This is a genomic window from Chryseobacterium oleae (assembly GCF_900115055.1).
In the GTDB taxonomy this organism is placed as follows: domain Bacteria; phylum Bacteroidota; class Bacteroidia; order Flavobacteriales; family Weeksellaceae; genus Chryseobacterium; species Chryseobacterium oleae.
This window is the reverse complement of the sequence record NZ_FOVD01000008.1, coordinates 1-12,623: the sequence shown is the minus strand read 5'-3', so window position 1 is coordinate 12,623 and position 12,623 is coordinate 1. Positions and strand designations below refer to the sequence as shown.

Below are 12,623 nucleotides of genomic sequence, written 5' to 3'. Positions count from 1 at the left end.
CCCAATTAATGATTTCACAATGTTATAAGTTATACTTTCACGATTTTACACAAACAATACCTTATGAATCAGACGGAAATTGTCAACATTTTCACCAAAAAAACGCTAGCACTTACTTTTGTACTTTCGGCAGCTGCAATGGCATTTGCCCAGGATAAAGCAGGCGTTACGGGAATGATTGTCAACAAAAACAACCAGCCGGTTCCTTATGCTTCTGTGACGTTCAGCAACAAAGTGAACAAAGCATTAAGCGATGCTGTACTTACCGACGAAAAAGGACAGTACAAACTGGAATTAGCTCCTGGAAACTATGATATCACCGTAGAAGCCATCGACTACAAGAAGAGCACTATTACTAAAAATATTGCAGGCGCAGGAAACATCGGTGCTTTATCTATACAACCGGAAGCAACCACCAGCCTGGATGGTAAAACACAGGAAATCCAGGGAGTAGTCATTACTGCAGCCTCTACAAAACCTTATAAAGTAGAACTTGACAAAAGAACTTACGACCCGTCTCAGGATATTGTAAGTAAAGGAGGAAATCTTCAGGATGTCCTTTCTAACGTTCCTTCTGTTTCTGTGGATACTGACGGTACTGTTTCGATGAGAGGAAGTTCGAATGTAAGATTTCTGATCAACGGAAAACCATCTGCCCTTCTTGGAATAGATGATGGGGCCAATGCACTTCAGAGTATTCCTGCAGATCAGATCGACAGAATTGAAGTGATCACGAATCCTTCTTCTAAATTTGAGGCAAGTGGTACAGCGGGTATTTTGAATATTATTTTAAAGAAAACCAAGAAGACCGGTTTCAATGGTAGTGTTATCGGAACTTTGGGATATCTTCCTCAAACCAATCTGAACGCCAACCTTAACTGGAGAAAAGGAAACTTTACATGGTTTCTAAATGGCGGAGGTGGTTACAGAGAATCTAAAAATACCAGTAGAAACGATGATTATTTTAACAATGCCGTATTAAATGATGATCTGATACAAAGAAATACGAACTCTGAAACTAAAAGTAAAAACAACAACTATAACGCTTCTGCAGGTATCGTTTATGACATTTCTGAAAAAACCTCAGTAAATGCATCCGGAACCGTAAGAACTTTTGACAGTGAAAATTTTGGAAATATTGATTATCTCTATACTCCTTTTAAAAATGCTTTTTATACATCAAACAGAAGTACTTTCGGAACCAACAACAACCTGGCTTTTCAAGGTGATTTTGGTTTAGATCATAAATTTGATGATAAAGGACAAAATTTATCATTATCATTAAGTGTACAGAGAAGCCGATCATACAACGATACCAATATTGATGATACTATTGATAATTTGAAAGATATCATTAATCAACATACCACTAACAGATCTGTTATTGGTAAGGCTGATTATGAGTTGCCTATTGGTGAATATTCAAAATTAGAAGCAGGATACAGAATTGATATCAATACCAATGATTATAGCAATGATGTTCGTGAGAGCACTACAACAAAGCCGTTAGATTTTCTTAAGCCATACACTTATGATGCAACATATAAGGAGACTTTTAATGCTTTTTATTTGCAATTCAAAAGTAAAATCGGAAAATTAGGGTATCAGGTAGGTGTAAGAGATGAATTGTCGAATGTAGATATTAATTACGTAAGCCTTGACCCCAAGAAAAATGTACCTGCAACTAATAAAAATTACAATAACTTATTCCCAAGCGTATATTTAAGTTATGAATTCGCTAAGGATAATCAGTTGCTATTAAACTACACAAGAAGAATAGACCGCCCAAGATCATTCTTTATGATTCCTAACCCGAGTTATAATGATAACCAAAATATTTTTGACGGAAACATTGATCTTAACCCATCATACGTAGACTCTTTTGAATTTGGGTACAGCATTTCAAAAAAGAAATTTACGATTAACCCTACGCTATATTACAGACATCAGACTGATGACACAAAAATGCTAGTGTACAATATTTTGGCTACAGATGAAAATGGAGTTATTGCTACTCCAAAGCGTATAGAATCTCATACAAAACCTATTAACCTGGGTACGGATGACCGTTTCGGTTTAGATTTAAACTTCAACTGGGATGCAACAAGCTGGTTGAAATTCTTAGGAAATGTAGATGTTTTTGGTTACAATACAAAAGGAAGCACGCTATATGACACCTTTGATAAAAATGGTAGTCCTATTCAGGCTGTTGCTGATTTTAATGGTAAAGGTTTTTCAACAAGAGCAAGACTTTCTTCAACCATTAAAGTTGATAAAACATTTAGTTTCCAGCTACAGGGATTCTACAGAGGGGGCCAGAAAACGGCTTATCAGGATAGAAAAGACATGTATGCCATCAGTCTTGGTGCTTCTAAAACCATTTGGAAAGGGGATGGAACTTTAGCATTTAATGTTCAGGATATTTTTAACACAAGAGCAATGAGGTCTACAACATATACAGCCAATAGCGTAAGAGATTCTTATATGCAGTGGCAACCGAGACAGTTCTCAGTTTCTCTGACCTACAGATTCAAACAGGGTGAGAAAGTAGAACAGCCTAAAAGGAAAAAAGATATCAACTCCAATGCATCTGGCGACGACCAACAAGGGCCAATGTAATCTTATTACCCATAAAAAAATCCCGAAAAATATTTTTCGGGATTTTTTTTATTTTACAGTTTCAGTCTGTTCGAATTTTTCTTTTTCAGCTTCGTAGATTCTTCTTCTAAGGTCGCTGGTGGAAAACCTGTGATCTCTTTTGTTGTAAAAGATCTCAATTCCTTTCTCTTCACAATACCTTTTACCGGTAAAGTCTCTGTCCATATAATCATCACCAATGATCCTTACATCGATCACAAAAGACTTTAAAATATCCTGCAGATCTTCTTCTGTATAATACGGAATGATCTCGTCTACGGCATTGACGGCCTTTAACTGGATGTATCTTTCTACAATGGTCTGGCTCGGCTTGTTTTTATTCGGACGGTCGTGAGACGGATCGATCTGAAGCCCTACAATTAAATAATCGCACACTGTTTTAGCTTCTTCAAGCATTTTGATGTGTCCCGCATGAAGCAGGTCAAATGAGGAAAATGTAATACCTATTTTTTGTGTTTTCATACTAATTTCAATTAAAATTCCGTGACAGTCACCATTTCTTTACCTTTAAAAAAGTGAAGACTGAAGGAAAAGATTTTGTAATTTGTTTTATAATCTGTTTTTAAGTTCTTCTTTTAAACGGTCTGAGCATCCAGATAAAGCTGCCATTTCCAGACTGTTCTCAAGGACTCCTCCAATGAGGTCTCCGATTTCCAGTGAAGCTCTTTTTCAGCTTTGCGGACATCGGCATAAGCCACCGTAATATCACCTTCTCTTCTTGCACAGATCTGGTAAGGAACCTTCACATCATTAGCCGTTTCGAAAGCTTTCACCACTTCCAGTACCGATACTCCTTTTCCTGTTCCCAGGTTAAAAATATCAATCACGGTTTCATCATTACTCTGCATCAGCTTTTTCAGGGCGCTTACATGAGCCTTGGCAAGATCCACAACATAAATATAATCACGCACCGGAGTTCCGTCTTCCGTATCATAATCATCGCCCCAGATATTCAGTTTCTCACGGATTCCTGCCGCAGTCTGCATCACGTAAGGAACCAGGTTGTTGGGAACTCCCATTGGAAGTTCGCCCAGTTTCCCTGAAGGATGAGCTCCAATCGGGTTAAAATACCTTAGAAGGGAGATTTTTCTGTTGTATGCTTTCGCAAAATCCGTTAAAATCTGTTCTCCCATCTGCTTGGTCTTTCCGTAAACACTTTCCGGAAGCTTCAGCGGTGTATTCTCATCAATCGGCATCTTTTCCGCCTGTCCGTACACAGTACAGGAAGAACTGAATATAAAATTAGAGAGGCCTCTTTCTTTAAATTCCTGAAGAATATTAATCAGCGTGAATAAATTATTTTCATAATAATCCACCGGCTTTACCTGGCTCTCTCCTACTGCTTTGGAAGCTGCAAAATTGATACATCCTTCGATCTGATGGGCATCAAAAACCTGCGTAAGGAGTTCTCTGCGTCTTAAATCGAAAGGATAAAAAAACGGCTTTTTGCCCGTAATCTCTTCGATATTCTTTAAAATAAATCTTTCTGAGTTGGATAAATCGTCTACAATAACCACTTCAAAACCATCGTTAAGAAGCTCAACTACTGTATGGGAACCGATGTATCCGAGCCCGCCCGTAACAAGTACTGCCATTTTTTTGTTATATTTTTTTTAATCTGTGTGTTTTCCTATGTTTTCAATATTTTCATATTGTATTTGTTTATGTTTAAACTTGTTTATAAGTATAATTAAAAACAAAACAGTACAAATAAGTCCGGTAACTATTAAATATTCTGATAATGAAGTATCGTTCTCATTGTTACCTAAAGCTGGTATTACTATTAATGATAGAAATATCATAACAAAAAAAACATAGAGTATATTCAGGATTCTTATACTTTTTGATGAACCTGCTATAACCATTATCAGACTAATACAGCTTAACGAACAAATTAGTAAACCCAATGTAAGTGCAAAATATTCTTCGAAGGAAGTAGTACTGTCTTCACTTTCAAAAAGGTTATACATATCAAAAGTTCCAAAACCAAATACTAAAAGCATAAGAAAGTTGAATATTATAACAACAGCTTTTACTATTTTATGTTTGAAAACCCTCTTTTTCATTCTACTTCATAAACTCAATCACGGCATCCGTAATATACTTCAGCTGCTCTTCGTCTAATTCAGTATGCATTGGCAGGGAAATTACCTGATCAAGAAGCTTGTCCGTATTCACAAAGTCTGCATCATTGCTTTCCTGGTAATATGCTTTCTGCTTTCTCAATGCTACAGGATAATAAATCATAGCCGGAATTTCTTTCTCTGTAAGGAACTTCTGAAGCTCGTTACGTTTTCCGTTCAGAATTCTTAGTGTATACTGGTGGAATACGTGGGTAGAGTTTTCTGATCTTTTTGGAGTAAGGACCTCTTCAAGATCTGCAAAAGCTTCGTCATAATAATCTGCTGCTCTTCTTCTTGCTTCGTTGTAAGAATCCAAATGAGGAAGTTTCTTTCTTAAAACCGCAGCCTGAATGCTGTCCAGTCTTGAATTCACCCCTACCTCATCATGGTAATACCTTTCGTACATTCCATGGTTTACAATTCCTCTTAAACGGTGTGCCAGTTCATCATTGTTGGTGGTAATGGCACCTCCGTCTCCATAGCATCCAAGATTTTTAGAAGGGAAAAATGAAGTCGTTCCCACAGTCGCCATGGTTCCCGCATACTTCTGGGTTCCGTCTGAGAATGTATACTCTGAACCTATTGCCTGAGCATTGTCTTCAATCACAAACAGGTTGTGTTCCTCTGCAATTTTAAGGATTTCCTCCATATTCGCACACTGTCCGAAAATATGTACAGGAATGATCGCTTTGGTTCTAGGCGTAATCGCTTTTTTAATTTCTTCTGTAGAGATTGTGAATGTATCGTAATCTACATCTACCAGCACTGATTTCAGTTTAAGCAAATGAATAACTTCTACTGTAGCGGCAAAAGTAAAATCGGCTGTGATCACTTCATCACCTTCTTTCAGGTCCAAAGCCATCAGCGCGATCTGTAAAGCATCCGTTCCGTTTGCACACGGGATCACATGCTTTACATCTAAATAAGATTCCAATTCATTCTGGAAAGACTTTACCTCAGGGCCGTTGATAAAAGCCGCAGAATCCATTACATTTAAAACTGCATTGTCTACATCATTCTTTATTTTGTAATACTGACTTTGCAAGTCAACCATCTGAATTTTTTTCATAAATAAATATTTGTGTAAAAATAAGGAATTTAAAATCCTATCAAAAATTTTATTGATTTTGTTTTATCTTTATACAAAATAACTTCATGAAAAAACTTTTACTCTTTTGTCTTTTAACGGGTTACTCCGCCGTAAATGCGCAGACAGAGCTTGTTTTTGTTTATTTTTCAGGCAAACCGAACAAAGCTGCTTTTTACGCCAATCCGCTTTCAGAACTGACTCAAAAATCCCTTAGCAGACGTACTTCGCTGGGTATTCCGCTCAATGATCAGGATGCTCCCATCGAACAGTCCTATATTCAGAACCTTCAGAATCTTGGTTTTACTGTTACCGATTATTCCAAATGGCTCAATGGTGCGGCGGTCAACGCCACTCCCGCACAGATCACCATTTTGCAGGCACAACCTTATGTATCATCAGTAGGCCGTTTTGCTAAAACTCATCCTACCGTTACCAAAATAGCGGGCAACGACAAATGGAATATGTCTTCTGCCAGCCAAAAAAACCTTACCGTTTTTGATTATGGCTCAGGCTCCGCACAAATCGACCAGATCAACGTGAGACCGCTTCATTTAGCAGGATTTACAGGAACAGGAATTTCGATTGCCGTTATCGATGCCGGATTTCCCTTTGTGAATACAGGATCTGCTTTTGAAAGAATACGTACCAATAATCAGATCAAAGCGGTGTATGATTTTGTGACCAAAACAAATAATGTCTACGATACTTCCATCAGTAATCATGGATCTGCTGTTCTGGGAGCTATAGGAGGTTATATTAAAGATATTTTTGTAGGATCCGCTCCCGATGCCGATTTTTATCTTTACCGAAGTGAAAATGCAGTGGGTGAAATTCCGGAAGAGGAATTGTACTGGATAGAAGCAGCTGAAGAAGCAGACAGAAAGGGCGTTGATATGATCACCTCTTCTCTTGGATACAATACTTTTGATGACACCCGATACAGCTATACCTATTCCGATATGAACGGGACAACTTCCTTCATTGCAAGAGCCGCTGAAATAGCCGTTAATAAAGGAATATTTGTTCTTTCGGCCGCAGGAAATTCCGGTGTGCAACCATGGCACTACCTTCTGACTCCGGCTGACAATGCTAAAGTTTTCACAATAGGTTCAGTAGATTCTGCAGGAAATTCATCTGGATTTTCATCATATGGCCCGAACTCCTTAGGTGCAGTAAAACCTGATGCAAGCGCAAGGGGAACAACTTCTGCAACGGTTACTAACAGCACATTGACTTCCGTTAATGGAACTTCCATTGCCACTCCAATAGCTGCAGGTGGTGTAGCGTGTTTCATGCAGGCATTTCCTTCTATGAACAGAGATCAGATGAGAACAAAACTGAGACAGACCGCTTCTCTCTATCCGGCTCATACAGACCAGATGGGCTATGGTATCCTGAACTTTGGAAATGTTTATAATCAGACGTTGAATACTTCTGAAATCGTAAAAAAAGAAAAATTTGCCATCTTCCCGAATCCTGTAAAAAATATTCTGAATATTGCTTCTGAAGGGGACATACAATCCCTGGAAGTCTATGATAATTTAGGAAAACTGATTAGAAAAAATACCGGACTCAAATCTATAAAAGTGGAAGATTTCCCGAAAGGAACCTATTATCTGAAAATTCAGACGAAGGACCAGGTTTTCTATGAGAAATTTCTAAAAGAATAATTTTTTTTAAACACAAATAACACGAATATTTTAGCGCAAATTTCACGAATTTTCATGCGTAATTATGTGTTCTAAAAATAGAATTTCTCGCAGATTCAGCTGATAATGCAGATTTAATTACCACAAACATCTGTGCCAATCCGTGCAATCTGTGATTAATTTTACTTTATAATTCAACAGTAAAAAAATATTCAATAGGAACGGGCTTTAGCCCGTTTCACTTTTAATAAACAATCAAATGGCTTCAGCCAAAACCTAAAACCGTATCACAAAATCATTGTGTTCATAGGTGAATCCATTTGTATAATTTAGGTTTAAAACAAAAAAACGCCTCTCAATCGAAAGGCGTTGTTATCATCAATTAAGCTGAGTTTCTGCTCGCATTAATATTTCCAAATAACGATCTGGTCACCAGCTTTTCATAAGCTTCCTTATTTCCTTCTCCTTTCTGGATTTTCATCAGGGCATACTGCTGAATACTCAACAGTGGAAGCACAATCTTCTCACGAATCTTCACCGATTTTCTGGACAGCGGATCTTCCTCCTGCAACATTTTGAATCCGGTCAGTTCAAGCATAATATCTCTTGAAAGTGTGTATTCATCAAACAATATATTCCAGAATGCGCCGAACTTTGGATTGTTTTTAATGTAATAAGTCAGCGGGAAATAGGATTTGTTCATACTCATCATCGAGTTCAGCACTAAGGTTTTAAAGAAATCTGAACCTTTATACAGCTCTTTTACCTCATCAAGCCTTCCTTGTTCTTTCATCTGCTGCATGGCAAATCCGAATCCGAAAAATCCCGGAACATTCTGCTTCAGTTGCGACCATGATCCCACGAACGGAATCGCTCTAAGATCTTCAAATTTCAACTCACTGCCGTTTCCTCTTTTGGACGGGCGGCTTCCGATATTTGTTTTACCATAATATTCCAGGGTACTCATTTCCTGAAGATACGGGACAAACATAGGGTGAGCTTTCAGATCTGAGTATTTTTTATAACTGATATCAGCCAGCTCTGCAATCAGTTTTCTTTCTTTTTCTGTAAGGTCTTTTTTAGAATTTTTAAAGACATCATTTTCCACTCCGGCAGTTAGAAGCTGCTCAAAATTGTATTTGGCCTGTTCTTTAATTCCGAAAATGCTGGTAATCGTCTGTCCTTGTATTGTCAGCTCAATTTTATTGTTGGCAATGGTGTTTCCTTGTGAAGCGTAGAAATCGTGTGTTTTCCCTCCTCCTCTTGCCGGTGGACCGCCTCTGCCGTCAAAGAATACGACTTTTATTCCATTTTGAACGGAAAGTTTAGTTAAGACCTCTTTAGCTTTATAAATTTCCCAATTCGCCTTCAGATATCCACCATCTTTTGTTCCGTCTGAGAAACCGAGCATAATCGTCTGTTGGTTTCCTCTGCTTTCAAGATGCTTTTTATACACCGGATTCTGATAAAGCTCGTTCATTACATGTTCAGAATTGGCCAAACCTTCCATCGTTTCAAAAAGGGGAACGATATCCATCTTAATCTCTTCATCCTGATAACCGCAGATTTTGAAAAATGCATAGACATTCATGACATCTTTTACAGCATCGGAATTGGAAATAATATAACGGTTCATTCCTCTGTGACCGTTCAGATCCTGAATCTCGGAAACCTGTGAAACAGTCAGTAAGGTATCTTTAACGATATCTTCAAACTGGTCTGCATCTACCTTTTCACCAAGCTGAATAAGTTTATTGAATTTTTCTTCTTCAGAAGCTTCTGCACTTCCATATACTTTTGCAAAAACCTCATCAATTACCTTCTGATGAATTCTGCTGTCCTGACGGACATCCAGCGTTGCAAAGTGAGTTCCGAAAATTTTCACACGGTCTCTGAAATTGGCTAAAAGATCTAAGAACAGAGAATTGTGCTCATTCACCAGAATTTTTTCTGCTTCATCCGTTTTTTTCAGGATATCATCCGCTGTGATTATCTTTCCGTTAAATATAGCACCATACAAATCGTCACTCAATTCCGTCAATACCTCTGAAACGCCCCTGAAACTAAGTCTTCTTCTGATAAATTTCAAATGACTGTAGTAAGATTTCAAAATCGCGGAACGAAGCTCCTCTGCTACTCTTTTCGTAACATCGGCCGTCACAAACGGATTTCCGTCTCTGTCTCCACCCGGCCAGAAACCAAGTTGAATAATATCTTCATGCAGATGGAAATGTCCGTTTCCAAAAGTCTTTCTGATCTTCGTAAACAATTCTCCGATCGTATCATAATACACATATCTTAAATAGGAAATGATACTAAGCGCCTCATCTATTGGAGTAGGTTTTTCTTTATTGACAAAAGGAGTTTTTCCCAACTGCTGTAAAAGCATATCGATCTGCGTCACGGAGTCACTGGTAATCGCTCCACGCAGGTCCTGGATAATTCTCTGTACCGAGCTTGGATAAAACTGAGTCGGGTGTGCTGTAAACACCACTTTAACGGTGAAATCTTTCAGCTTTTCCCGCACTTTTTCAAGCTTATGATCCTGAAATGAACGTTCAAAAAGATTGGTCACCGTTCCGCTGTCACTTTCGGAGTGAAGATTGGGGAACGCAGCATCTTCAATACTGTCAAATAAAACCACCTGTCTTTCGATGTACTGGATGATCTTAAAGAGTAGTTCAAGTTTCTGCTCTTCCGTTTGAAGATCGGTATGGTTTTTAAAGAATTCTTCGACAATACCCTCAGGGGTTTTGCCTTCTTCATATCCGTTTCGGCTTTCCTCATAAAGGAACGGAAGAAGCATCCCGATATTGGTCATTTTATCATAAGGCAGGCTCATAAATAATGAATTGTAGATATGGAACTTATTCTCCACGATCTGCCTGAATTTTTCTGCTCGTTGGTCGTGTATCATATAACAAATGTAATGGATTTTGGTTTTAAATGAATTGACAAATGACAAAAAAACGGAGTTCTCCGGAACAAATATTTTAATATTCTTCCTTGGAATTAATTCAATAACTTTATTTGAAACTATTTACCATGAAAGAAGACTCTATAACCGATCCTTTTTATCTTCAGATACAAAAGGAAATAAAAAGGATGGCAAGAAAAGCTGATCACTATATTTGGATGTTTTATATGATCCGAATTACTCAAATTGTTTTGGCAGGAATCATCACCGTTTTGGCAGGAATATCAGAAATTGAAGAGCTCAGTAAACCTAAAACTATTTTAATTCTTGGAGCTGTAACCACCGCAGTTACGGCATTTGACACTTTATTTCAAGTGGATAATAAGAAAAACACGTATAAACTTGTTTTATTCGAGCTCAGAGCTATCAGGGCTGAGATTGTCTATCAATTTATGAAAGAAGGAAACATTGATAATGAATTTAGGGCAACATTTTTGGGAAGATATCAAAAGGCTACTTCTTATGCAAGAGACCTCATCAATACAGATGCCGATAATTGAGAAAGATTAAAAAAATAATATTCCCTACGGACATCCTGCCAATTGAATTTAACATATATCCTTACGAAAACTTAAACCATAAATGAAATTTGGAATTATTTTTATCCAATATCATAACAATTTTGAATACAAACAGTTTAATGATTAATTTTACTTTTCACAGAAATTAATCCAATGAAAAATATATTGATCTTTTTTTTAATAGCTTTCACTTTAACAGCTTGTGGTGAAGACTGTTATAATGCTCCTCAAACGGTAGCTTTTAAGTTTGTGAATGCCGATGATGAAAATCTCATCACGAACGGAACCCTTACTGTGTATTCTATTAAAGATGAAAATCAGGTTGGAATACAATTAACCAAAACATCTGAAGACATGGTCATTTTAGAAAATGTGGGAGCTTATAACGGTACAAAAAATTATTCTTTCACTTCTAATGTTAAAGCTTTTAATTTTTCGATACAATCCTCTGAGTTTAAAGGTGGCTGTGATGGCTATCAGATCAATAAATTAACGTTTACGGGTATAAATATTGACGTAACGGATGAAAAAGGATATTATAAAATTGTACTGCAGTAGAGAGTTTTAGGTAGCAGGTGGCAGATATTAGGTAGTCGGTTGTTGTTATTAGGGATTGTGCAGAAGGTTGAAATTATAGTCCTTTGATTTTAGTCAAGAGCTAAGAAACAATATGCCAGATATCAGATATCAGACAATAACTCATTAACTTAATTACTACGAACCTCATATACTCTCCAACCCTAAAAACGCTCAAACTCTCTCACCCCAAAACTTGAACTCCTGTCTCTCAAACATCCATTTAAAATAAGAAATCTTCATCCATTTTCGTAAATTTGCCCAAAGCACTTCCTTTATGAAAATCATCGCCTTCGCTTTCCTGATCTTATCCAGTCTGTTTTTTGCACAGACCACGGTTCCCGATGATTACAGAAAGATTCCGGATATTCTGGATACAACGGAATATTTATATCCGTTTATTGTTCCCGATAAAGACTATGGCTACTGGAGAATCCTTACCAATGACACTGATCCTGAAAAAGCGGTGATCTATGAAAGCCAGATGCCGGATTTTATGACCATCAATGAGCCTCTTCCTGAAAAAGGTTTTTTCCAGAAATGTATGGGTAACCGATGTTTTTCATACATTCTTGCCTGCAAAAAGGAAAGATCCGTTTATTTTTCCAGTGAACAACAGTTGAGGGATTTTATCGGAACAATTGATAATCTTCCGGAAGCTATTTTATTGGCTCAAACGTATGGTTTTTCCGTAGACACAGGTGATAAAGCAGGCAGCTCATATAAAATTGAGGACAGACATATTAATCTATACCTTTCAAAGTCTAAAGGCTGCCCGGAAATCAGAGAATCTTTCTTTATAAAAATCAACAGAAAGAACGGTAAACTGGAATCTAAAAATAATGGGGTTTATTTTAAAAGTGACAACTGTAATACTTCTTTTCAAACCGATTCCAAATAAAAGAGCTGCTTCAAAAGATAAAAAATTCAGCCATTAACCATGTGATAAGTTTGTTTATTAGGATAACGCTCTTAAAAAAGTTAAAATATCTTTGGAATATTAATCATTGGAAAAAGCAATAGGAAAAA

General features: G+C 37.3%; 10 protein-coding genes. 5 read left to right on the top strand and 5 right to left on the bottom strand.

Features of this window, described 5'->3' with window-relative positions:
• Positions 1 to 63 precede the first annotated feature (63 nt).
• Positions 64 to 2,619 (top strand): TonB-dependent receptor, encoded by a 2,556-nt coding sequence (locus BM143_RS19935; protein ID WP_090026709.1) that lies wholly within the window; start codon positions 64 to 66, stop codon positions 2,617 to 2,619.
• A gap of 48 nt (positions 2,620 to 2,667) precedes the next feature.
• Here the strand turns inward: BM143_RS19935 and BM143_RS19930 are convergent, their stop codons facing one another.
• The 4 genes from BM143_RS19930 to BM143_RS19915 all read right to left on the bottom strand — a co-directional run bounded on the left by BM143_RS19930 (position 2,668) and on the right by BM143_RS19915 (position 5,850).
• Entirely contained in the window at positions 2,668 to 3,120 is a 453-nt protein-coding gene (locus tag BM143_RS19930) for an adenylyltransferase/cytidyltransferase family protein (protein WP_047448080.1), read from the bottom strand.
• 113 nt (positions 3,121 to 3,233) lie between these two features.
• Positions 3,234 to 4,253 (bottom strand): UDP-glucose 4-epimerase GalE, encoded by a 1,020-nt coding sequence (gene galE / locus BM143_RS19925; RefSeq protein ID WP_090026707.1) that lies wholly within the window; start codon positions 4,251 to 4,253, stop codon positions 3,234 to 3,236.
• A gap of 18 nt (positions 4,254 to 4,271) precedes the next feature.
• Positions 4,272 to 4,724 carry a hypothetical protein gene (locus BM143_RS19920; RefSeq protein ID WP_090026706.1) on the bottom strand — a complete coding sequence of 151 codons (453 nt, stop codon included), beginning with the start codon at positions 4,722 to 4,724 and terminating at the stop codon, positions 4,272 to 4,274.
• Between the two features lies 1 nt (position 4,725).
• The gene (locus tag BM143_RS19915; protein WP_090026704.1) at positions 4,726 to 5,850 is read right to left on the bottom strand and encodes a DegT/DnrJ/EryC1/StrS family aminotransferase; all 1,125 of its coding nucleotides are present in this window, start codon (positions 5,848 to 5,850) and stop codon (positions 4,726 to 4,728) included.
• Between the two features lie 86 nt (positions 5,851 to 5,936).
• On the opposite strand from BM143_RS19915, the gene BM143_RS19910 reads away from it, so the two are divergent.
• Complete coding sequence (locus BM143_RS19910) at positions 5,937 to 7,541, top strand: S8/S53 family peptidase (RefSeq protein ID WP_090026701.1); 1,605 nt, start codon at positions 5,937 to 5,939, stop codon at positions 7,539 to 7,541.
• Between the two features lie 361 nt (positions 7,542 to 7,902).
• Here BM143_RS19910 and BM143_RS19905 read toward each other — a convergent pair whose 3' ends face one another.
• On the bottom strand, positions 7,903 to 10,437 hold the full coding sequence (locus BM143_RS19905; protein WP_090026699.1) for a phosphoenolpyruvate carboxylase: 2,535 nt from the start codon (positions 10,435 to 10,437) through the stop codon (positions 7,903 to 7,905).
• A 128-nt stretch (positions 10,438 to 10,565) separates the two neighbouring features.
• Here BM143_RS19905 and BM143_RS19900 point away from each other — a divergent pair, with 128 nt between their 5' ends.
• From BM143_RS19900 to BM143_RS19890, 3 genes are all read left to right on the top strand, one after another.
• The gene (locus BM143_RS19900; protein WP_090026697.1) at positions 10,566 to 10,997 is read left to right on the top strand and encodes an SLATT domain-containing protein; all 432 of its coding nucleotides are present in this window, start codon (positions 10,566 to 10,568) and stop codon (positions 10,995 to 10,997) included.
• Positions 10,998 to 11,171: 174 nt separating this feature from the next.
• Entirely contained in the window at positions 11,172 to 11,576 is a 405-nt protein-coding gene (locus BM143_RS19895; RefSeq protein ID WP_090026696.1) for a putative periplasmic lipoprotein, read from the top strand.
• Between the two features lie 295 nt (positions 11,577 to 11,871).
• Positions 11,872 to 12,495 carry a hypothetical protein gene (locus BM143_RS19890; protein ID WP_090026693.1) on the top strand — a complete coding sequence of 208 codons (624 nt, stop codon included), beginning with the start codon at positions 11,872 to 11,874 and terminating at the stop codon, positions 12,493 to 12,495.
• The last annotated feature ends 128 nt before the right edge of the window (positions 12,496 to 12,623 follow it).